Origin of the sequence: Micromonospora sp. WMMD754 (assembly GCF_049315235.1) — a bacterium.
Lineage (GTDB): Bacteria > Actinomycetota > Actinomycetes > Mycobacteriales > Micromonosporaceae > Micromonospora > Micromonospora sediminicola.
Genome location: NZ_CP186058.1, coordinates 2824900 through 2846386 on the forward strand (window position 1 = coordinate 2824900; position 21487 = coordinate 2846386).

Annotated in this window: 21 protein-coding genes; 9 read left to right on the plus strand and 12 right to left on the minus strand. The window is 73.1% G+C overall.

Annotated elements, in window-relative coordinates; translation table 11 throughout:
• Positions 1 to 33: 33 nt before the first annotated feature.
• A complete protein-coding gene (locus tag ACN27B_RS13860; protein ID WP_422745294.1) occupies positions 34 to 774 on the plus strand; it encodes an SCO6745 family protein in 741 nt (246 codons plus the stop codon).
• Between the two features lie 42 nt (positions 775 to 816).
• The gene (locus ACN27B_RS13865) at positions 817 to 1779 is read left to right on the plus strand and encodes a GNAT family N-acetyltransferase (protein ID WP_422745296.1); all 963 of its coding nucleotides are present in this window, start codon (positions 817 to 819) and stop codon (positions 1777 to 1779) included.
• A 74-nt stretch (positions 1780 to 1853) separates the two neighbouring features.
• Here ACN27B_RS13865 and ACN27B_RS13870 read toward each other — a convergent pair whose 3' ends face one another.
• On the minus strand, positions 1854 to 2309 hold the full coding sequence (locus ACN27B_RS13870; protein WP_046566454.1) for a gamma-glutamylcyclotransferase: 456 nt from the start codon (positions 2307 to 2309) through the stop codon (positions 1854 to 1856).
• Positions 2310 to 2474: 165 nt separating this feature from the next.
• On the opposite strand from ACN27B_RS13870, the gene ACN27B_RS13875 reads away from it, so the two are divergent.
• Positions 2475 to 3878 carry an NAD(P)H-quinone dehydrogenase gene (locus tag ACN27B_RS13875; protein WP_099162598.1) on the plus strand — a complete coding sequence of 468 codons (1404 nt, stop codon included), beginning with the start codon at positions 2475 to 2477 and terminating at the stop codon, positions 3876 to 3878.
• Positions 3879 to 3896: 18 nt separating this feature from the next.
• Here the strand turns inward: ACN27B_RS13875 and ACN27B_RS13880 are convergent, their stop codons facing one another.
• Positions 3897 to 4568, minus strand: coding sequence for a TetR/AcrR family transcriptional regulator (locus tag ACN27B_RS13880; RefSeq protein ID WP_091582257.1), 672 nt, complete (start codon positions 4566 to 4568; stop codon positions 3897 to 3899).
• A 136-nt stretch (positions 4569 to 4704) separates the two neighbouring features.
• Here ACN27B_RS13880 and ACN27B_RS13885 point away from each other — a divergent pair, with 136 nt between their 5' ends.
• A complete protein-coding gene (locus ACN27B_RS13885; RefSeq protein ID WP_422745299.1) occupies positions 4705 to 6084 on the plus strand; it encodes a serine hydrolase domain-containing protein in 1380 nt (459 codons plus the stop codon).
• A gap of 300 nt (positions 6085 to 6384) precedes the next feature.
• Here the strand turns inward: ACN27B_RS13885 and ACN27B_RS13890 are convergent, their stop codons facing one another.
• On the minus strand, positions 6385 to 7122 hold the full coding sequence (locus ACN27B_RS13890; RefSeq protein ID WP_091582250.1) for a helix-turn-helix transcriptional regulator: 738 nt from the start codon (positions 7120 to 7122) through the stop codon (positions 6385 to 6387).
• Between the two features lie 92 nt (positions 7123 to 7214).
• On the opposite strand from ACN27B_RS13890, the gene ACN27B_RS13895 reads away from it, so the two are divergent.
• Positions 7215 to 8117: an NAD(P)H-binding protein gene (locus ACN27B_RS13895; protein WP_422745302.1), complete on the plus strand. Its 903-nt coding sequence runs from the start codon at positions 7215 to 7217 to the stop codon at positions 8115 to 8117.
• 42 nt (positions 8118 to 8159) lie between these two features.
• Positions 8160 to 8543: a VOC family protein gene (locus ACN27B_RS13900; RefSeq protein ID WP_422745304.1), complete on the plus strand. Its 384-nt coding sequence runs from the start codon at positions 8160 to 8162 to the stop codon at positions 8541 to 8543.
• Positions 8544 to 8574: 31 nt separating this feature from the next.
• Here the strand turns inward: ACN27B_RS13900 and ACN27B_RS13905 are convergent, their stop codons facing one another.
• The 3 genes from ACN27B_RS13905 to ACN27B_RS13915 form a co-directional block, all read right to left on the minus strand.
• Positions 8575 to 9183: a DUF998 domain-containing protein gene (locus tag ACN27B_RS13905; protein WP_098743718.1), complete on the minus strand. Its 609-nt coding sequence runs from the start codon at positions 9181 to 9183 to the stop codon at positions 8575 to 8577.
• A 93-nt stretch (positions 9184 to 9276) separates the two neighbouring features.
• Positions 9277 to 9609 (minus strand): helix-turn-helix domain-containing protein, encoded by a 333-nt coding sequence (locus ACN27B_RS13910; protein WP_091582238.1) that lies wholly within the window; start codon positions 9607 to 9609, stop codon positions 9277 to 9279.
• A gap of 179 nt (positions 9610 to 9788) precedes the next feature.
• Complete coding sequence (locus tag ACN27B_RS13915) at positions 9789 to 10397, minus strand: DedA family protein (protein ID WP_099164780.1); 609 nt, start codon at positions 10395 to 10397, stop codon at positions 9789 to 9791.
• 487 nt (positions 10398 to 10884) lie between these two features.
• Here ACN27B_RS13915 and thrS point away from each other — a divergent pair, with 487 nt between their 5' ends.
• The gene (thrS, locus tag ACN27B_RS13920) at positions 10885 to 12117 is read left to right on the plus strand and encodes a threonine--tRNA ligase (RefSeq protein WP_371682301.1); all 1233 of its coding nucleotides are present in this window, start codon (positions 10885 to 10887) and stop codon (positions 12115 to 12117) included.
• A 79-nt stretch (positions 12118 to 12196) separates the two neighbouring features.
• Here thrS and ACN27B_RS13925 read toward each other — a convergent pair whose 3' ends face one another.
• From ACN27B_RS13925 to ACN27B_RS13940, 4 genes are all read right to left on the minus strand, one after another.
• Positions 12197 to 14152: an ABC transporter ATP-binding protein gene (locus ACN27B_RS13925; protein WP_422745966.1), complete on the minus strand. Its 1956-nt coding sequence runs from the start codon at positions 14150 to 14152 to the stop codon at positions 12197 to 12199.
• 95 nt (positions 14153 to 14247) lie between these two features.
• Positions 14248 to 15981, minus strand: coding sequence for an ABC transporter ATP-binding protein (locus tag ACN27B_RS13930; RefSeq protein ID WP_422745307.1), 1734 nt, complete (start codon positions 15979 to 15981; stop codon positions 14248 to 14250).
• Positions 15975 to 16496: a MarR family winged helix-turn-helix transcriptional regulator gene (locus ACN27B_RS13935; RefSeq protein WP_098743715.1), complete on the minus strand. Its 522-nt coding sequence runs from the start codon at positions 16494 to 16496 to the stop codon at positions 15975 to 15977. Before ACN27B_RS13935 ends, ACN27B_RS13930 begins: the two co-directional genes overlap by 7 nt.
• A gap of 62 nt (positions 16497 to 16558) precedes the next feature.
• Positions 16559 to 16996 (minus strand): MarR family winged helix-turn-helix transcriptional regulator, encoded by a 438-nt coding sequence (locus ACN27B_RS13940; protein WP_172968031.1) that lies wholly within the window; start codon positions 16994 to 16996, stop codon positions 16559 to 16561.
• Between the two features lie 138 nt (positions 16997 to 17134).
• Here ACN27B_RS13940 and ACN27B_RS13945 point away from each other — a divergent pair, with 138 nt between their 5' ends.
• On the plus strand, positions 17135 to 18757 hold the full coding sequence (locus ACN27B_RS13945) for a DHA2 family efflux MFS transporter permease subunit (protein ID WP_422745309.1): 1623 nt from the start codon (positions 17135 to 17137) through the stop codon (positions 18755 to 18757).
• A gap of 166 nt (positions 18758 to 18923) precedes the next feature.
• On the opposite strand, the gene ACN27B_RS13950 is transcribed toward ACN27B_RS13945, so the two are convergent.
• Complete coding sequence (locus ACN27B_RS13950) at positions 18924 to 19367, minus strand: DoxX family protein (protein ID WP_099162592.1); 444 nt, start codon at positions 19365 to 19367, stop codon at positions 18924 to 18926.
• A gap of 87 nt (positions 19368 to 19454) precedes the next feature.
• On the opposite strand from ACN27B_RS13950, the gene ACN27B_RS13955 reads away from it, so the two are divergent.
• Positions 19455 to 20003, plus strand: coding sequence for a TetR/AcrR family transcriptional regulator (locus tag ACN27B_RS13955; protein ID WP_099162591.1), 549 nt, complete (start codon positions 19455 to 19457; stop codon positions 20001 to 20003).
• Positions 20004 to 20007: 4 nt separating this feature from the next.
• Here ACN27B_RS13955 and ACN27B_RS13960 read toward each other — a convergent pair whose 3' ends face one another.
• Positions 20008 to 21447, minus strand: a complete 1440-nt coding sequence (locus ACN27B_RS13960) for a GuaB1 family IMP dehydrogenase-related protein (RefSeq protein WP_099162590.1) — start codon at positions 21445 to 21447, stop codon at positions 20008 to 20010.
• Positions 21448 to 21487: the final 40 nt, after the last annotated feature.

A 21487-nucleotide genomic window follows, 5' to 3' on the forward strand; every position in this document is an offset into this window, starting at 1 on the left:
CGGCCACGGTGGACGGACGGCGGGGGGTCGCCGATGACCCCGGAGCAGGTGGCCGCCGCGTGCAAGCCGCTGGCGCTGGAACTCGGCGAGGCGTTCTCCCGCTGCCCGTCGACGCTGCGCCGGGCCCGGCTGCTCGGCATCTCCGGGTGGGCCTTCTACATCACCGGCCGGGCCGGCGCGCTCGGCGACGTACGCGCCGAGACGGTGGCCGCCGCGCTCGGCTTCATCGCCCCCGAGGCGGTCGCCGACGGCTGGGACGCCGCCGCGCGGACCGTCCCGCCGCTGGAGGTCGCCACCGCCAACCTCGCCGAGTGCTGCCGCTGGGGCGCGGCCCGGCTGGGTGGGAGTCCCGAGGTGTCCCGGCTCGCCGGGCTGCTCGGCCGGGCGGTCGAGGCCGCCGACGGCAGCGCCATGCCGCTCTTCGCCGCCTGGCGCGCCATGCCGGTGTCCGACCCGTCCCCCGGCGCCCGGGCCGCCGTCGGGCTGCTGCTGCTGCGCGAGCACTTCGCCGGGGCCTACCTGCTGGCCGTGCGGGCGGCCGGGTTGACGCCGCTGGAGGCGGTGCTGGCCGGGCCGGAGGGGGAGACGGGGGCCGCCGCCTGCGGCTGGGCGCCGCCCTACCCGCCGGTCGGGCCGCTGGTGCGGCGGCGGCTCTGGGCCGAGGCGGTGACCGACCGCCTGGTGTCCCCGGCGTTCCGCGCGCTCGGCCCGGTCGAGGGCACCGAGCTGGTCCACCTGCTCACCGCCGCCCGGCCGCGCGCCCGGGGCGGATAAATGGGAGGCGTCCCGGCCGGCCCGGCTGCCAGGATCTGCGCCGTGACGCTCCCCGCCGGCTGGACCGCCCGCCGCCCCACCCTCGACGACGTGCCCGCGATCCTGACGGTGGTGCACGCCGCCGACACGTTCGCCGTGGGCTACCCGGACTTCGACGCCGACGACGTGCGGGACGCGCTGACCGCGCCCTTCGTCGACCCGGCGCGGGACTCCTGGCTGGTCGCCGACCCGGACGGCGTGGTGGTCGGCTGGGCGATCCTGAGCAACCCGACCGGGGTGGGCCGGGAGTTCGTCGAGGTCTACGTGGACCCGGACCACGGCGCGCCCCTGCGCGCCCCGCTGCTGGCCCGGCTGCTCGAACGGGTCGCCGAACGGGCCGCCGAGCGGGGCCGGCCCGCGCTGACCGCCCGCACCGCCGTCTTCGCTCCGGAGACCCGCTGGGCGGCTGAGCTGGTGGAGGCCGGGTTCACCCGGGTCAAGCGGTACGTCCGGATGACCCGTTCGCTCGCCGACCTGCCCGCCGAGCCGGCGCCACCGGCCGGTGTGACGATCCGGCCGCTGCGCGCCGACGACGAGAGCGACCTGCGGCTGTTCCACCAGATCTACGACACCGCGTTCCGGGACACCCCCGACCACGAGCCGCTCGACTTCGCGCGGTGGCGGGAGTCGCTCCCGTCCAGCGGCAAGGTCTGGGACGAGTGGCTGCTGGCCGAGGTCGACGGCGAGCCGGCCGGTGCCCTCCAGTCCTCCGACCAGGCGGTCGACCAGGGCATGGGGTGGGTCCGGACGCTGTCGGTGCTGCCCGCCCACCGGCGGCGCGGGGTGGGCGCGGCGCTGCTGCGTCGGGCCTTCGCGATCTACGCGACGAAGGGCCGCGAGGGCGCCGGGCTGGGCGTGGACCTGGCCAACCCCACCGCCCCGGTCACCCTCTACCGCTCCGTCGGGCTGGTGGAGGAGCGCTGGACCGACATGTACGAGCGGAGCGTGCCCGCCCCGCAGGTGTGACCGGGGACCCCCGCGTCGGGGTCGCCGAGCGGGCGGGTGTCCGTCCGGCGCACACTGGAGGGGTGGGAGACGCGCTACGCGGACGCGGTGCCGGTGGGGCGGGACCGCAGCTCGGTGACGTAGTCGTCCGGCGCGCCCGCCTTCTCGGCCGCGTTCGCGATCTCCGACAGGTACCACGAGGTCGGCAGCCCGCCCTCGTAGCCGTCGAAGACGTAGACCCACGCGGTCACGTCCCCGTCCAGCGTCGAGACGCGCACGGTGAGCCGGCGGTAGGTCTCGGCGGTCACGCCCTCGATCTCGTCGAGCTGGGCCGCGTCGTACGGGTGGATGTCGTAGAGCGCCACGAAGACCCGGTCACCGGGGGACTCCACCACGGTGCTGACCGAGCCCTCCCAGCCGATGACGTCCTCGCCCGCGAAGGTGAGCCGCCACCCCTCCAGCCAGCCGGTGCCCACCATCGGCGAATGCGGGCAGTAGGCGCGCATGCGAGCGGGGTCCAGGTTTGAGCCGTAAGCGGCGTAGAGACGCACGGCGACGACGATAGCCCGGTCGGCGGGTGGGGGAGAATACGACGGTGCGTGTCGGACGCGACGGGGAGAAGAAAGTCACTGTGAGCACAGACGAGGGGCGTTTGCCGTGAGCGCGAGGAGTGCAGCGGAGCGGAGCCCCGCAGTCGCGAACGAAGGGACGGCTCTGTGAGCCAGATCGTGATCATCGGCGGCGGGCCGGCCGGGTACGAGGCGGCCCTGGTCGCCGCCCAGTTGGACGCCGATGTCACCGTGGTCGAGGCGGCGGGCGCCGGCGGCGCCTGCGTGCTCTCCGACTGCGTACCCTCAAAGACCTTCATCGCCAGCTCGGAGGTGGTGACCGGCTACCGGGACACCGAGGAGTTCGGGGTGCACTCCGACGGCCTGGAGGCGGTCACGGTCGACGCCCGGGCGGTGCACGAGCGGGTCAAGCGCCTCGCCCTGGCCCAGTCCGCCGACATCCACACCAAGCTGGTCAAGGCCGGGGTCGAGTTCGTCGCCGGCACCGCGCGCCTCGGCGAGGACGCGCTCGGGCACACCCACCGGGTGATCGTCACCCCGGCCGGCGGCGGCGAGCCGTACTCGATCGAGGCCTCGACGGTGCTGGTCGCCACCGGCTCGACCCCGCGTCAGCTCCCCACCGCCGTACCGGACGGCGAGCGCATCCTGACCTGGCGCCAGGTCTACGACCTGCCCGAGCTGCCCGAGCACCTGATCGTGGTCGGCTCCGGCGTCACCGGCGCGGAGTTCGCCAGCGCCTACCTGGCCATGGGCGTCCAGGTCACGCTGGTCTCCAGCCGCGACCGGGTGATGCCGCACGAGGACGCCGACGCCGCGATGGCGATCGAGCGGGTGTTCCGCAACCGGGGCATGAGCATCCTCAACAACTCCCGCGCCGAGGCGGTCCGCCGTACCGCCGACGGGGTGGAGGTCGTGCTCTCCGACGGTCGCCAGGTCACCGGTTCGCACGCGCTCATCGCGGTCGGCTCGATCCCCAACACCGCCGACCTGGGCCTGGCGGAATACGGCGTCGAACTGTCCCGGGGCGGTTACGTCACCGTCGACCGGGTGTCGCGCACCAACGTGCCCGGCATCTACGCCGCCGGCGACTGCACCGGCGTGCTGCTGCTGGCGAGCGTCGCGGCCATGCAGGGCCGGATCGCCATGTGGCACGCGCTCGGCGAGGCGGTCCGGCCGCTGCGGCTGCGTACCGTCGCGGCGAACGTGTTCACCGACCCGGAGCTGGCCACCGTCGGTGTCTCGCAGGACGAGGTGGACGCCGGCAAGACCCCGGCCCGCCAGGTGATGCTGCCGTTGTCCGGCAACGCCCGGGCGAAGATGGACGACCTGGCCGACGGTTTCGTCAAGCTGTTCTGCCGGCCGGCCAGCGGCCAGGTCATCGGCGGCGTGGTGGTGGCGCCCAAGGCCAGCGAGCTGATCCTGCCGATCACCATGGCGGTGGAGAACAACCTCACCGTCAACGAGCTGGCCCAGACCATCACGATCTACCCGAGCCTGTCCGGCTCGATCACCGAGGCCGCCCGGCAGCTCATGCTCCACGAGCTGGAGTGAGCGTGGACACGACCCGCGTCACGACTCCCCGGAGCCGTCCGGATTCGATCGTGACCGGTCGTGGTGGTGGCAGCGGCCGGTGAAGACGGCCGCGAGGATCGGGCCGAGCACGGCGTCGACGTGTCCGGTCGACGCCGTGGCCGTGGGCGGTCGTGTCAGGGCCAGCCGGATGGCGAGACCGTGCGCGGTGGCGAGGATGCGGGCGGCGGCTGTGTCGGCGTCGACGTCGGGCTCGACCTCACCGCACTTCTTGCCGTTGCGCACCGCGACGGACGCGCGCAGGTGCAGGTCGCGATCGGCGCGCACCGCGACCTCGGCGATCTCGGGGTCGTGGAGGGCCTGGGTGAGGAGGTTCTGGGTGATGTGGAACTCCGCGGTCCGTGTGCCGTCGAGGGGGAGCAGTTCGCGTACGGCGGCGGCGAGCATGTCGCGGATCGGGCGTTCGGCGGCCTCGCCCTCGGCGATGTGCGCCACGATCCGGTCGTCGCGGCGGCGTAACGCGTCGAGGTAGACGAAGCGGAGCAGCTCGTCGCGGTTGGTGAAGTAGTGCTGGATGAGTCCGACCGAGATTCCGGCCGACGCGGCGACGCGCGCGAACGTGGTGGCCGCGAGCCCGTGCACCAGGACGTGGCGCTGGAATGTACGGGCGATGAGCGTACGTCGCTCCTCGTGGTCCACGACGCGAGGCATTTGAAAACCATACAGCTATATGGTTAAGGTTTGCCATATGAGCGTATGGTTACGTGGGTCGATCCTCGGCGGACTGTTGCTGGTCGTCCTTCCGATCGGTGCCGCAGCACCTGAACGTCCCACCGCACGTGCCTCGGTGGGGCCCGGTGAACTGGACGCCTTCGTCACCGGACAGATGAAGCGCGCGGGCGTCCCCGGACTCGCCTACGCGGTGGTGGGGCCGGACGGGGTGGAGCGCCAGGAGACGTTCGGCAAGGACGGTGACGGCGAGGCCGTCACCGCCACGACCCCGTTCCTCTGGGGCTCCCTGGCCAAGCCGGTGACCGCGAGCCTGGTGGTGCGGATGGCGGCCGCCGGGGAACTCGACCTCGACGAGCGCGTGACGACGTACCTGCCGGGCTTCGCCATGGCCGACGACGAGGCGCGCACGATCACCCTGCGGCACCTGCTGAGCCAGACCGGCGGCATTCCCGAGCGGATGGACCTCACCGACCGTTACGACGCCGACCGGCGCCCCGGGGACGTCGTCGATGACCTCGCCGACGTCCGTCTCGCCGCCGACGTCGGCGCGAAGCACGTCTACTCGAGCTTGAACTACATGCTGCTCGGTGCGGTCGTGGAGGAGGCCACCGGCCGCGATTTCGCGAAAGTGCTGCGCGAGCGGCTGCTCGTGCCGGCGGGCATGGACACCGCGATCGTCGACGCCGACGACGCGGCGGACCGGCTTCCGCCCGGCCACCGGTACGTCCTCGGCCAACCCCGGGCGTTCCGGACCGCGTTCGATCCCGCCGGGCTCAGCTCGGGCTACCTCGGCGGTTCGCTGCGGGACGCCGTCGCGTTCGTCGAGGCCAACCTCGACGGCAGCCGGGTGCTGACTCCCGATCAACGCGCGGCCCTGCGCCATCCGGAAGTTGTCACCGGCGACGACCGGAGCTACGGGCTGGGCTGGCGTACCTGGCCGGTCTTCGGGGGTGACCAGCCGATGGTCTGGCACGGAGGGGCTGCGCCCGGCTACCAGGCCGGGCTCGTGCTGCTGCCGGAACAGGGACGGGCGGTGGTGGTGTTGCAGAACGTCTACGGCAACTTCCAGGAGACCCGGTTGCTCGACACCGCGTGGGGGTTGGCGTCACTGCTGTCGGGTGTCGAGCCGGAGCCGCACGGCGGGGAGCCGTCGTACCCGACGATCCTCTCCGCGCTGAGCGCGGTATGCCTGGCGCTGGTGGCGATCCTCGCCCTCTCGCTCCGGCGGTTGGCCCGGCCGCCGGGGCCGGTGTGGTCGCGACGCCGTGCGGTGGTCGGGCTGGCCGGCTGGCTGGTCGGCCTCGTGCTGGTCGGAGGTGGGCTGCTGGCCCTGCCGGCGGCCTTCGGGGTGACGCTCGGCCAGGTGCCGCTCTGGGCGCCGGACATCGCGGCGCTTCTCGACACCGGTCTGGCGCTGGTCGTCCTGGCGGCCCTGGGTCGACTCGCGGTGACGGCACGCGCCCGCCTGGCCGGAACCCGCGCCGACGTGGCCTGAACGCCGCGCCCGACCCCGGCTGGTCGTCGGAGGTGCAGCTGTCCGGTTGCCGCAAGGGCGCAGCGACCGGAGAGCCGGGTCCCCTCTGGCGCGACGTCGACGGTCAGAATCCAGGGCCGCCCCATCGCGTGGCCCTGGATGGTGCTCGTCATCGCCCATGGAATGACTTTCACGCGATCACCCCCACGATGACGACCGCGATCACGAAGATGATCCACACAGGTTCCATCGCTTCTCTCCATCCGGTGTGTCGAGCGCGCATGTCCTCGATTCTCTTCCCCGGCCGACCACCGCCCACGCTCAGCTCCGCTCGCCTGCGCCCCTGGGTGCGTGGGTCGAGCGCCGGCCGAAGTCGGTGGCGAGCCAGCGACCGGCGGAGGCGTCGGGGAAATCGGGCGCCTCGTCACCGGTGGCCACGACCTCCAGGTCGTGCACCCGGTCGAGTCGGAAGACGCGCCAGTCGTCGCGGTCGACGTCGTAACCGATGAGGTACCAGCGACCGCGACGGTGGACGTGGCGGTGGGGGATCAGCAGGCGGGTGGTCGGCCGGTCGTGGTCGTCGCGGTAGGTGAACCGGACGCTCCGGCCCTGGGCCACCGCGTCGGCCACGACGCCGACCGCGCGGGCGTTGATGCCGGGGTCGTCGATCTCCGGAACGGTGACGGCGAGCATGGTCGCCGCGGCCCGGCGACGTAGGGCGCGGGGCAGCACCCGGTCGAGCTTGGCCAGCGCGCGGGCCGGGGCGTCGTCGCCCGGCATGGCGCCCTCGATCAGGCGGAGCCCCGCCACCACGCAACTGATCTCGTCGGGGTCGAACAACAGTGGCGGCAGTGCGACGCCGGGGACCAGGCGGTAGCTGCTCCCGGGACCGGGGCGCGCCACCACGCCGTAGCCGAGCCGGCGCAGCCGGTCGGCGTCGCGCCGCACGGTCCGTCCGCTCACCCCGAGGCGGCCGGCGAGTTCCTCGACGGTCCAGCCGGAGCGCGAATGGAGCAGGGCGAGGAGCAACAGCGTCCGCTCGGTGGGGTCGTCGGCCATGGCGCCACCATGTCAGAAGTGGCGGACGCCAGACGGCCGGCACTGCTTCTAGCGTGGTGATCGTCCGCCCGACCCGATTCGAGGGAGTGCCGATGACGATCGCCGTGACGACTCCGACGGGCAATGTGGGCCGCCACGTGGTGGCCATGCTGATCCGCGCCGGTGTCCGGCCACGGGTGCTGGCCCGTCGGCCGGAGCGGATGAAGCCCGACATCCGCGCGGAGGTGGAGGTCGTCGCGGTCGACCAGCACGACGTCGACGCCGTGGTCGCGGCCACCGCCGGCGTCACCGCGTTGTTCTGGGTCGATCCGCCGCCCGCCGGTGACGACCCACTCGCGGAGTACGCGCGGGCGACCGACAGCGTGATCCGGGCCGTGCGGGAGAACGGCATCGGCCGGGTCGTCTTCCAGAGCAGCGTCGGAGCCGAGAAACGGCACGGCGTCGGCGAGATCGACGGGCTGGCCCGGACCGAGGAGGCGCTCGACGCCACCGCCGCATCGGTCACCCACCTGCGCTGCGGCATGTTCTTCAGCAACCTGGAACTCCAGGTCGACGCCATCGGCAGCGGGACGATCCCGGTCCTGCTGCCGGTGGACCACGCGATCCCGTGGGTCGCACCGCGCGACGTCGCCGAGGTCGCCACCACCAGGCTCCTCGCCGACGCCTGGACGGGACGGTGCGTACGGGCGGTGCACGGGCCCGCCGACCTGACCTGGACCCAGGTCGCCGAGACCGTCACCGCCGTCACCGGCCATCGACTGCGGGCCGAGCGGATCTCCGACGACTCGATGCGTGAACTGCTCTCCGCCGCCGGTATGAGCGAGGCCCGGATCGAGGCCCTCATCGGGATGTCCAGCGGGATGCGCGACGGCTTCACCCCCGAACAGGCGCGCACCGTCCACACGAGCACGCCCACCACCCTGGCCTCGTGGGTCGGCGACGTGCTGGCCCCCCTACTCGACGGTCACGGGCCCAGTGACCGTCGACGCCCGTAATGCCGTTGTCACCCCCGTGCCGACCTGTGAAGGATCAGCCCCATGGCCTCTCGTACCTCCAACTTCTGCTTCGACTCGATCGACCCCTATGCGCAGGTCACCTGGTGGTCGGCGGTGCTCGACGACTTCCAGCTGCTCAACCCGGAGGAGATGGGGCCCGACGACGACGAGTGCTGGCTGGTCGGCCCCGATTCCAGGGAGATCATCTTCGCCCGGGTCCCGGAACCGAAGACAGTGAAGAACCGGATGCACTTCTGCCTCCGCCCCACCGACCGCAGCCGTGAGGAGGAGGTGGACCGCATCCTCTCGCTGGGCGCCACTCTGGTGGCCGACCTGCGCGACGGACCGTCGAAGGGCTGGGCCGTGCTCGCCGACCCCGAGGGCAACGAGTTCTGCGTCCTCACCCGCCACGTCCCCGAGGACTAGCCGGGCAACCCCGCGGTTCCGGCCCGTCGGCTCATGTTCCACGGGCCGGCGTGAGCGCGGCGACCCGCGTCAGGTGCAGGGCGACGGTGGTCAGGAGGGCGGTCTCGGCGAGGATCAGGAGTCGCTCGGCCAGGCCGATCAACGCGCGGTCACCGGGGTAGGCGGACCAGATCATCGCGGCGGCCAGCAGCAGGCTCGCCACCGTCCACGCGCGTAGCCAACCGGCGGGCGCGGCGCCGAGCCGGCGGGCGAGCAGCCAGCCGGCGACCGGCAGGGCCAGGAACGACAGGACCGACGCGTACCGGTGCACGTAGGCCGCGGTGTCCATGGGCAGGCCCGGCTCGTTCGTGGGCACCACGGCGGCGGCCAGCAGTCCGGCCGACCAGGCGACCAGCAGCACGACCGCCGCCCGACCGGCGCCCGCCCGGCGCAGCGCGGGAAGGAGTACGGCGCTGGCCACCGCGAGGACCGCCATCGCGGTGTCGATGACGCCGCCCCGGTCGGAGACGGCGAAGTCGCTGACGGTCAGCGACCAGGGACTCAGGTCGTCGTTCACCTCGAGGTGACCGATCACGGCGAGCACCGCCGCCAGGGCGATCCCGCCGAGGGCCAGCAGGCCGCTTCTCCGGGCTCCACGCATGGGCCAAGCCTGTCGCCGGAACGACCCCAGGCGGATCCGGGACCGCCACCCACTTCGATCCCCGGGTCGTCCCCTAGCGGAAGCCGCCCGGCGTCACGCCACGTCGAGCCGGATGTTGCCGATCCTGGCCACGACGTCGAGGTGGCCACCCAGCCCGGTCACGTAGGCGCGGAGGATCTCCAGATTGACGCTCTCGCCGTTCTCGATCTGGCTGATCCGGGCCTGGGACAGGCCCGCCGCCTCCGCCAGTTGAGCCTGTGTCATGCCCAGTTGCTTCCGGATCTCCGCCAGTTGGGCGCCACTGACCGCGGCCAGCATCTGTTCCCTGAGTCGTCCACGCCGGGCCACCCGGTCGGCATCGTCCCAGGAGGGGTCGACCCCCCGGGCCTTCGCCTTGACGTCGCGCCAGTTCGACCCATCGCTCATGACTGATCTTCCTTCAAGCTGATCAGGTGCTCCGGGAACCGTTCGTCCGCCAACGGGACGACCCCACATATAAGCAGGACTTATATGTGCCGTTGCCCCGGACGCGCCGGAGTCGCGGAAAGAATCCGACGCCCAGTCGGTGGGGCGTCCGGCGGAGATCCTGGGTGGCCGCGCGAGGGTCAGTCGGCGGGGGCCTCGGTGCGGGTCTGGCGGGTGCTGATCCAGGTCATGGCCCAGCCCGCCCCCGCGAACCCGGCCGCCGCCAGCCCGCCGATCAGCAGCAGCCGCCACGCCGACTCGGTCAGCGCCGTGCCGCCCAGGTGACCGACGAGCGTGCCGTAGCTGGCCCAGCCGGTGGCCGCCGCCGCCTCGTAGGTCAGGAACAGTCGGTACGGGTAGCGGCTGCGGCCGGCCGAGAAACACGCCGCCATCCGGCCGCCGGGCACGAAGCGGCAGAGCAGGATCACCAGCGGTCCGGGCTCGCGCAGTCGGCGGGTGGCCCGGGCGACGGCGCGGCGGGCCCGCCCCGGCGCGGCGTGCCGGGCTGCCCGACGGGCCGGTGCGGTGCGGCCGAGCACATAGCAGGCCAGGTCACCGACGAAGACGCCGACCGCGCCGACCGCGATGGTGAGCGGCAGGTTGAGCCCGCCGTAGACGGTCAGCGCCCCACTGGTGATCATGACGACCTGGGTCGGCACCACCGGGACGAAGGCGTCGGCGACCAGCAGCGTCAGCAGCAGCGCGTACGCCCACATGGGCGACGCGACGTCAGAGATGAGTTCGGCCACGACCGCCACCTCGCCGGAGTTCCCCGTTCGACCGCACCGAGCCTGACGCCGTGTCCCGCGTCACCGCGACCGGCCCTGCCCCGTGGTGACCGTCGACACCGGTGGGCCGTCGATCTGCAACGAGGCGACCCTTCCCGGGGTGACGGACAACCGGTGCGACGGGCGTCGAGCGGGGCGGCGGATTCACGCTCACCGGCGTACCGTTGACGGGACGCGGCACCGGAGCCGTCGGGTCCCCCGTTCTCGATGCCCGGGCCGCCGCGGGTCGCCGGCAGGTCCCGTGCCGGCGACCCGCACCCACTCCCCGAAACTCACGTGCGCCGTCGACGTCCGCGCGCCTACCGTCGGGGCATGCGCAGTGCTGAGGTGACCACGACGCCGGGTGTTCCCGGCGCGCCGCACTGACGTTTCCGTCGACGAGGCCCCGGGGCGATCCGCTCCGGGGCCTCGCGGCGTCCCGGTCCCGCTCGCCTCCGGGTCGTACCTGATCAAGGAGAGCGACATGATCGACCACCGCAGGCTCGGCCGGGAGCTGGAGCTGTTCGTCTCCGACCCGCTCGCGGGCGCCGGGCTGCCGATCTGGCTGCCGGCCGGCGCCGCCGCCCGGCACGCCGTCGAGGAGTACGTACGGGAGTTGGAGCGTCGGGCCGGCTACCGGCACGTCTACTCGCCTCCGCTGGGCAAACGGGAGCTGTTCGAACGCTCCGGGCACCTGGGCTACTTCGCCGACGACATGTTCCCGCCGATGCGGTTGAGCGCCGACGACGAGTTCGTGCTCCGCCCGGCGCTCTGCCCGCACCACGCGCTGGTCTTCGCCGCCCGGGGCCGGTCCTACCGGGAACTGCCGCTGCGCGTCGCCGAGCTGGGCGGGATGTATCGGGCCGAGCGCTCCGGGGTGCTCGGTGGGCTGTCCCGGGTGCGGGCCATCTCGCTCAACGACGCGCACAACTTCTGCGCCCTGGAGCAGGTCGGCGACGAGGTGCGGGAGATCCTGCGGCTGATCCGCGAGGCGCACGCCGCCCTCGGCGTCCGTCCGGCCGGGTTCCGGTTGTCGCTGCGCGGGCCGGACCAGCGGTACGTCGGCGACGACGCCGGGTGGGCGCGGGCCGAGGAGCTGCTCCGCGCCGCGCTCGACGGGGTGGACGTCACCGAGGCGCCGGGCGAGGCCGCGTTCTACGGCCCGAAGATCGACATCCAGATCGTGGACGCGGGCGGCCGGGAGTCGACCATCTCCACCGTCCAGCTCGACTTCGACAAGCCGGAGCGGTTCGACCTGTCGTACACCGACTCGGACGGGCGGCGGAAACGGCCGGTGATGGTGCACCGGAGCCTGGTCGGCAGCATGGAGCGGCTGTTCGCCTACCTGATCGAGGTGCACGAGGGCGCGTTCCCGGCCTGGTACGCCCCGGTGCAGCTGGTGCTGCTCCCGGTGGACGACGCGCAGGCCGACGCGGTCCACCGGCTCCGCCGCGAGGCGGAGGGCGCCGGCCTGCGGGCCGAGGTCGACGAATCGGGCTCGCTGGGCGCGCGGATCCGGGACGCGGCCCGCCGACGCGTCCCGTACGTCGGGGTGGTCGGTGCCCGGGAGGCGGCCGACGGGTCGGTCTCGCTGCGCCTGCGCGACGGGCGCGGTCTCGCCCCGATGCCCACCGCCGCGGCGGTGGGGCTGGTCGGCGCGGTGGTCGCGAGCCGGTCGCCCGACCTGCTCCCGCCGGCCTGAGCCCGGCCCGACGCCGGGGTCGCCCGGGTGACGTGCCGTCACCCGGGCGGCCGGTGTCGCAGGTGTCGCCGGGTCCACGTCAGTTCCCGACCGGCGCGCCGGTGGGCCGGACCCCGGCCGGCGGACCGCCCGGCGTCGGCGCGGGCACCTCGTCGGAGATCACCGCGCCGGTGAACTGGGCCCGGTAGAGCCGGGCGTACGCGCCACCGGCGGCGACCAGCTGGTCGTGGGTGCCCTGCTCGACGATCCGGCCCTGCTCCATCATCAGGATCAGGTCGGCGTCGCGGATGGTGGAGAGCCGGTGCGCGATGACGAAACTGGTCCGGTCGGAGCGCAGCGCCGCCATGGCGCGCTGGAGCAGCACCTCGGTGCGGGTGTCCACCGAGCTGGTCGCCTCGTCCAGGATCAGCAGCGACGGCTCGGCCAGGAACGCCCGCGCGATGGTGATGAGCTGCTTCTCGCCGGCGCTGACGTTGCTGCCCTCCTCGTCGATGACGGTGTCGTAGCCGTCCGGCAGGCTGCGGACGAAACGGTCCACGAAGGTCGCCCGGGCGGCGGCGAGGATCTCCTCCTCGGTGGCGTCCGGCCGCCCGTAGGCGATGTTGTCCCGGATGGTGCCGCCGAACAGCCAGGTGTCCTGGAGCACCATGCCGATCCGTCCGCGCAGGTCGTCCCGGCGCAGGGTGCTGATGTCCACCCCGTCCAGCGTGATCCGGCCGGCGTCCAGCTCGTAGAACCGCATGACCAGGTTGACCAGGGTGGTCTTGCCGGCGCCGGTGGGACCGACGATGGCCACGGTGTGCCCGGGCTCGGCGACCAGGGAGAGGTCGTCGATCAGCGGCTTGTCCGGGTCGTAGCGGAACGAGACGTGTTCGAACTCGACCCGGCCGTGCGGGTCGGCGATCCGGGCCGGCTCGGCCGGGTCGGCGCTCTGCTCGTCGGCGTCGAGCACGGCGAAGACCCGCTCGGCCGAGGCCACCCCGGACTGGAGCAGGTTGGCCATCGACGCGACCTGGGTGAGCGGCTGGGTGAACTGCCGCGAGTACTGGATGAACGCCTGCACGTCGCCGAGGCTCATCGCGCCGGAGGCCACCCGCAGCCCGCCGACCACCGCGATGGCGACGTAGCTGAGGTTCCCGATGAAGAACATCGCCGGCATGATGATCCCGGAGACGAACTGGGCGCCGAAGCTGGCCTTGAACAGCTCCTCGTTCTTGGCGTGGAAGGCGGCCTCGACCTCCTTCTGCCGGCCGAACACCTTGACCAGCTCGTGCCCGGTGTAGGCCTCCTCGATCTGGGCGTTCAGCTCACCGGTGTGGGTCCACTGGGCGATGAACTTGCGCTGCGACCGCTTGGCGATCTGACCGGTGACGATCACCGACAGCGGGATCGCGACCAGGGCCACCGTCGCCAGCAGCGGCGAGATCCAGAACATCATCCCGAGTACGCCGACGACGGTCAGCAGCGACGTGAGCAGCTGGCTCAGCGTCTGCTGGAGGGTCTGCGAGATGTTGTCGATGTCGTTGGTGACCCGGCTCAGCAGCTCGCCCCGCGGCTGCTTGTCGAAGTACGGCAGCGGCAGCCGGTTGAGCTTGTCCTCCACGTCGGCGCGGAGCCGGAACACGGTGCGCTGCACCACGCCGTTGAGCACCCAGCCCTGCGCCCACATCAGCACGCTCGCGGCGACGTAGAGCGCGACCGCGAACGCCAGCACCCGGCCCAGCCGGTCGAAGTCGATGCCCGCGCCGGGCACCACGTCCATCCGGGCCAGCATGTCGGCGAAGTTGCCGTTGCCCGCGGCCCGGGCCGCGGCCACCGCCGCCTCGGTGCTGGTGCCGGCCGGCAACTGCCGCCCGATCACCCCGTTGAAGATCAGGTCCGTGGCGTGCCCGAGCACCTTCGGCCCGATCACGCTCAGCCCGACGCTGGCCAGCGCCAGCGCCAGCACACCGACGAGCTGGATCCGGTACGGGCGCAGCCGCCCGAGCAGCCGCCGCGCCGACGGCCCGAACCGCATCGCCTTCTCGGCCGGCATGCCCATGTTCATGTGCGGCGGGCCGCCGGGCCGCCGTCCGGCCGGAGGCAGCCGCTTCGGCTCGCCCTTCTGCTGCGGCACAGCTCTCGTGTCACTCACAGGGTCACCTCCGCCGTCTGCTGGGACGCCACGATCTCGGCGTACGTCGGGCAGTTCTCCAGCAGTTCCTCGTGCCGTCCCATCCCGACGACACCCCCGTCCTCGAGCACGATGATCTGGTCGGCGTCGACGATCGTGGAGACCCGCTGGGCCACGATCACCACCGCCGCGTCCGCGGTGACCGGCTTGAGGGCGGCCCGCAGCCGGGCGTCCGTGCCGAGGTCGAGCGCGGAGAAGGAGTCGTCGAAGAGATAGATCTCCGGCTTGCGGACCAGCGCGCGGGCGATGGCCAGGCGTTGCCGCTGGCCGCCGGAGACGTTGGTGCCGCCCTGCGCGATCGGCGCCTCCAGCCCGCCCGGCATCTCGGCGACGAAGTCGCGCGCCTGGGCGATCTCCAGGGCCGCCCACAGGTCCGCGTCGGTGGCGTCCGGGTTGCCGTAGCGCAGGTTGCTCGCCACCGTGCCGCTGAACAGGTACGGCCGTTGCGGCACCAGCCCGATCCGCCGCCACAGCTCGTCCGGGGCCAGGTCGCGCACGTCCACGCCGTCGACCAGGACCGCGCCGGCGGTCGGGTCGACCAGCCGGGGGATCAGCGTCAGCAACGTGGTCTTGCCGGCGCCGGTGGACCCGATGATCGCCGTGGTGCGGCCCGGTCGGGCCCGGAACGAGATGTCGCGCAGCACCGGCGCGGTGGCGCCCGGGTACTGGAAGCCGGCGCCGCGCAGCTCCAGCTCGCCGCGTCCGGCGACCTCGGTCACCGGGTCGGCCGCCGGCACCACCGAGGAGTCGGTGTCCAGCACCTCCTCGATGCGTTCGGCGCAGACCGCCGCCCGGGGCACCATCATCAGCATGAAGGTGGCCATCATGACCGCCATCAGGATCTGCATCAGGTACTGCAGGAACGCGGTGAGCGCGCCGACCTGGATCTCCCCGGAGTCGACCCGGGCCGCGCCGAACCAGAGCACCGCCACGCTGGAGACGTTGAGCACCAGCATCACGATCGGGAAGATCAGCGCCTGGAGTCGGCCGATGCGCAGCGCGGTCGCGGTCAGGTCGGCGTTGGCCCCCTGGAAGCGGTCGGTCTCGTACGGCTCGCGGACGAACGCCCGGACCACCCGGATGCCGGTGATCTGCTCGCGCAGCACCCGGTTGACGGTGTCGATCCGGGTCTGCATGAGCCGGAAGCCCGGCACCATCCGGCGGATGATCAGGCCCAGCGCGACGGCCAGCACCGGTACGCAGACCAGCATCAGCCAGGAGAGGCCGACGTCCTCGCGCAGCGCCATCACCACGCCGCCGACGCTCATGATCGGCGCGGCCACCAGCATGGTGCAGCTGAGCAGCACCAGCATCTGCACCTGCTGGACGTCGTTGGTGTTGCGGGTGATCAGGGACGGCGCGCCGAAGCGGGCCACCTCGCGGGCGGAGAAGCGGTTGACGTGCCCGAAGATCGCCCTGCGGACGTCGCGGCCGAAGCCCATCGCGGTCTTCGCGCCGAGGTAGACCGCGGCGATCGAGCAGGCGATCTGGAGCAGGCTGACCACCAGCATCCAGCCGCCCGTCCGCAGGATCTGGTCGGTGTCGCCGCGGGCGACGCCCCGGTCGATGATGTCGGCGTTGAGGCTGGGCAGGTAGAGCGAGGCCATCGTGCCGACGAACTGGAGCGCCACCACGGCGGCCAGCAGTCGTCGGTACGGGCGTAGATGTGTGCGGAGCAGGCGGATCAGCACGGATGTCTCCCCGTTGGCGACTCGGTGTCGGACTCGCTGTCCCGGTTCAACCGACGGAGGTCCCCGTCGGACATGCCGGTGATGATTTCGGTCAGGAATTCGCGGATGACGGCCCGCTTGGCCGGGTCGGCGTCGACCGACGTCAACGGCCGGTCGCTGTGGATCAGGTCGATGATCGCGCGGGCGTGCTCCTGGCCCTTGTCGGTGAGCGTGAGCTGGACGGCACGCCGGTCCTCCGGGTTGCGCCGCCGGCTGACGAAGCCGTCGCGTTCCAGGGTGTCGACGATGCCGGTGAGGGTGGCGGGCCGGACGAAGCACAGCTCCGCCATCTCGCGGTGGGTGATGTCGCCGGCCCGCAGCAGGATCATCAGCACCCGCATGCCGGCGGAGGTGAGGCCGTGGTGCTCGGCCAGGTAGCGCCCCCAGTGCTGCTCGACGACGTGGCCGGCGATCGAGATCAGCCGGCCGAGCGGCGCCTGTTGCAGCGCGTCGGGGTAGCGGACGAGCGGTCCCATGTTCACGGGCGCCAGATTAGCCCCCGAACCATCAGGGCCCAAACTAATTTCTGAGAGTGCCCTCAGCCACGCTCGGTACGGGCGCGGGGCGGCTCGTCCGGCGCGGTGGCGACGTACTCCCGCATCACCTCGGCGACCTCGCGCAGGAACGTGGCGGTGGCCTCGGCCTGTTCGGGGGTGAGTCGGGCGACCGCGCGGTCGACGCCGACCAGCATGGGCCGCAGCGCCTCCAGCACCTCGCCGACCGCGTGCTCGGTCACCTGGAGGGTCAGGCGCCGGCGATCGTGCGGATGCGGGGCGCGGGCGACGTGTCCGGCCTGGACCAGCCGGTCGACGAGCGTGGTGGCGGAGGCGGACCGGATGCCCAAACGGTTGCCCAGCTCCACCGGGCCCAGCGGCTCGGGGCTGGAGATCAGGTGGTCGATGGCCGCGGCGTCGGTCGCGCCGATGCCGAGGCGGCGGGCCAACGCGGCCCGGGTGTCCCCGGCGACCCGCAGCATCTCACGCAGCGCCCGGGCGGCCTCGCTGCTCGGCGGCCGGCCGGCGGGCGTGGCCTCTCCGGTTGACGGCGACCCCTCCACGGGTTAAAGCTAGCATCTCAGGTAGCTAGAAAATCTAGCTAAAGCGGGAGGGGTGCCATGCGCAGCGACGGGCGCGGACGTTGGTTCGGGCTGCTCGCCATCAGCCTCGGCGTGGCGATGATCATCGTGGATGCCACCATCGTGAACGTCGCGGTTCCGCAGATCATCCGGGACCTGGACATCACCTCGACCGACGCCCAGTGGGTGCAGGAGGCGTACACCCTGGTCTTCGCCGCGTTGCTGCTGGTCGCCGGCCGCTTCGCCGACCGGTCCGGGCGGCGGCGGATGTTCGTCGCCGGCGTGGGCGTCTTCGTGGTGGCCAGCGTGCTGGCGGCACTCGCCGGCTCCGGCGAGGCGCTGATCGGCGCCCGGGTGCTGCAGGGCATCGGTGGCGCGATGATGCTGCCCACCTCGCTCTCCCTGCTCAACGCCAACTTCACCGGCCGGGAGCGGGGCATCGCATTCGCCGTCTGGGGCTCGACCATCGGCGGCGCGGCGGCGCTCGGCCCGTTGCTCGGCGGCTGGCTCACCACCACGTACTCCTGGCGGTGGGCGTTCGGCATCAACGTCCCGGTCAGCCTGGCCGTGATCGGGGCGACCCTGCTGCTGGTCGCCGAGTCCCGGGACGACCGCGCCGAACGCGGGGTCGACCTGCTCGGCGCGCTGCTCTCCGTGGTCGGCATGACCGGCGTGGTCTTCGCGCTCATCGAGGGACGCACCTACGGCTGGTGGGAGCGGGAACGCCCGTTCAGCCTCTTCGGCCTCGACTGGACCGCCTCGATCTCCCCGGTGCCGGTGGCCGCGCTGGCCGGGCTGACCGCACTCGGGGTCTTCCTGGCCCAGCAGGTCCGCCGCAACCGCGCCGGGCGACCCGCGCTGCTCGACCTGTCGCTGTTCGGCATCGGCTCGTTCCGCAACGGCATCCTGGCCGCGGCGATCGTCAGCCTGGGCGAGTTCGGCCTGCTCTTCGCGCTGCCGCTGTGGTTCCAGAACGTGCTCGGCTACAGCGCCTTCCGCACCGGCCTGGCGCTGCTGCCACTCGCCGTGGGCAGTTTCCTGGCCAGCGGCATCGGTGCGCCGCTGACCCAGCGGTGGGGCGCGGCCCGGGTGGTCCAGTTGGGCGTCGCGGCCGAGCTGGTCGGCGTCGCCGGACTGGGCTTCGTGGTGGCCCCGGACACCCGCTGGTGGGCGCCACTGGCGTTCCTCTTCGTCTACGGCATCGGCGTCGGTCTCGCCACCGCCCAGCTCACCGGCGTCTCGCTGGCCGAGGTGCCGGTCCGGCGCAGCGGGCAGGGCTCCGGACTGCAGAGCACCGCCCGGCAGGTCGGTTCGGCGCTCGGCATCGCCGTGCTCGGCACCGTGCTCTTCGCCGGCCTCGGCGGCCTCCTCGGCGACCGGCTGGCCGACCAGCCCGGCCTCGACCCGGCCGGTCGGGACCAGGTGGTGAGCGCGGTGAAGGAGAGCGCCGGCGCGGCGATCGGCGGGCTGGCGGCGGATCCGCGTACCGCGCCGATCGCCGAGGAGGCGAAGGCGGCCTTCTCCGACGCCACCCGGTACGCCGCCTTCACCGCGGCCGGGTTCCTGCTGGTCGGCCTGCTCGCCTGCCTGCGCCTGCCGAGCGTGCGCGCCGAGGTGACGGGGGACGCCCCGCCGGCCGGGGCGGAGCCGGCGCGGGTCTGAGGCCGGGGCGTGCCTGCCGATCCGGGTCGGCAGGCACGCCGTTCTCCGGTCGGTCCGGCACCCCGCCCGCAGCCGTCGGGCGGCTGCCCGGCACCGCACCGCAGCCCGGCACCTGGACCGCGGCGCGCGGACGGCGGATGTGCACCGGGCGCGGCCGAGGGCGCGGTCAGTCGCCCAGGGCGACCGCGAGCGCGGCGGCCACGAAGACGAGCTGGAGCGCCGTCCGGGTGGCCAGCGGGGTGACCGGTCGGCCGGCGAGCGTCAGCCGGCGGCGGGCGGCCGAGACGTTGGCCGGGAACATGGCGAGCATCAGCAGCGCCAGGCCGGCCGCGGCCCAGCGCGCGGTCGCCGGCGGCAGCAGGGCGACCGCGCCGCCGAGTTCCAGCACGCCGGTGAGCGTGACCAGCAGGTCCGGCCGGGGCAGCGCCGGCGGAACCATGGCGATCAGGTCCGCCCGCCGGGAGGCGAAGTGGGCCGTGCCGGTCAGCACGAGCATCAGCGCCAGGCCGACCCGCAGCGCGGGATGCCAGCCGTCGAGCGCGTCCACGCCGAGCAGGCCGGCGATCCGGGCCACGGCGGTGCCGGTGAGGAGTGCGATCAGGGGTGCCACGGCTCATCCCTCCGTCGAGCAATCTTGTCAGCGACAAGATTGCCGGCGTGGATGCCATCTTGTCAATGACAAGTTAGGGTGGGGGTCATGACGTCCTCCGGCTCCTACCACCACGGGGACCTGCGCCGGGCGCTGCTGGCCGCCGCCGTGGACGCGATCGCCGAATCCGGGCCGGCCGCGCTGAGCCTGCGCGATCTCGCCCGGCGGGCCGGCGTCTCGCACGCGGCGCCCGCGCACCACTTCGGTGACAAGGCGGGGTTGCTCACCGCGCTCGCCATCCAGGGCTTCGACAAGCTCGGCGAGGCGCTGCGGGGGGCGGGCGACGACTTCCGGGAGAGCGGCGTCGCGTACGTCGTCTTCGCGGTCCGGCACCGCGCGCACTTCGAGGTGATGTTCCGTCCGGACCTCTACCGGGCCGACGACCCGGAGCTGGTGGCGGCCCGGCAGCGGACCGGGGAGCTGCTGCGCGGCGGGGTGGCCCGGCACACCGGCCGGGAACCCGACCCGGACGCGCTGGCCGCCTGGTCGATCGCGCACGGCTTCGCCGAGCTGTGGCTGGCCGGCGCCCTCCCGTCCCGGGTGGGCGCCGACCCCGAGCCCGCCGCCCGTGCGGTGGTCGGCCGGCTCTTCTCCTGAACGGTCACCAACTGGTCGGCAGCGGCATCCCCTCGGTGTACCCGGCGGTGCTCTGCACGCCGACCAGCGCCCGCTCGTGGAACTCCTCCAGGCTGCGTGCGCCCGCGTAGGTGAACGCGCTGCGTACCCCGGAGATGATCTCGTCGATCAGGTCCTCGACGCCCGGGCGGTTCGGGTCCAGGTACATCCGGGCCGAGGAGATGCCCTCCTCGAAGATGGCCTTGCGGGCCCGGTCGAACGCGCTGTCCTCGGCGGTCCGGGCGCTCACCGCCCGCGACGAGGCCATGCCGAAGCTCTCCTTGTAGCGCCGGCCGTCGGCGTCGGTGTAGAGATCGCCGGGGGACTCGTAGGTGCCGGCGAACCAGGAGCCGATCATCACGTTCGAGGCGCCCGCGGCCAGCGCCAGCGCCACGTCCCGCGGGTGCCGTACGCCGCCGTCGGCCCAGACGTGCCGGCCCAGCGAGCGGGCCGCCGCGGCGCAGTCGAGCACCGCGGAGAACTGCGGGCGGCCCACGCCGGTCATCATCCGGGTGGTGCACATGGCGCCCGGCCCGACACCGACCTTCACGATGTCCGCACCGGCCTCGACCAGGTCGCGTACGCCGTCCGCGGTGACCACGTTGCCCGCCGCCACCGGCACCCCCGGGTCGAGCTTGCGCACCGCCCGCAGCGCCTGGAGCATCCGCTCCTGGTGACCGTGCGCGGTGTCCACCACCAGCGTGTCCACCCCCGCCTCCAGCAGCGCGGCGGCCTTGCCGGTGACGTCGCCGTTGATGCCCACCGCGGCGGCGATGCGCAGCCGGCCCCGGTCGTCCACCGCCGGCCGGTAGAGCGTGGCGCGCAGCGCGCCCTGCCGGGTCAGCACGCCGACCAGGCGGCCCTCGCCGTCCACCACCGGCGCGAGCCGCCGCCGGCCCGCCGACAACCGGTCGAATCCGGTACGCGGGTCCGCGTCCGCCGGCACGGTGTGCAGCTCGGTGGACATCACGTGCCGCAGCTGGGCGAAGCGGTCCACCCCGACGGTGTCCGCCTCCGTCACCACGCCCATCGGCCGCCCGTCCGCGTCGACCACGACGACCGCGCCGTGGGAGCGCTTGGGCAGCAGGTGGATCGCGTCGCCGACGGTGTCGGTCGGACCCAGCGTGATCGCGGTGTCGTGCACCAGGTGCCGCTGCTTGACCCAGCCGACGACGTTGGCCACGACCTCGATCGGGATGTCCTGCGGGATCACCGCCACGGCGCCGCGCCGGGCCACCGTCTCGGCCATCCGCCGGCCGGCCACCGCGGTCATGTTCGCCACCACCAGCGGGATGGTGGTGCCGGTGCCGTCGCCGGAGGACAGATCGACGTCGAGTCGGGAGCCCACCTGCGAGCGGTTGGGCGCCATGAAGACGTCGTTGTAGGTCAGGTCGTGCGCGGGGACCGCGCCATGAAGGAACCGCACCCGAACATCATTCCCGCCCGGGCGCGCTCCCGCCCCCGGT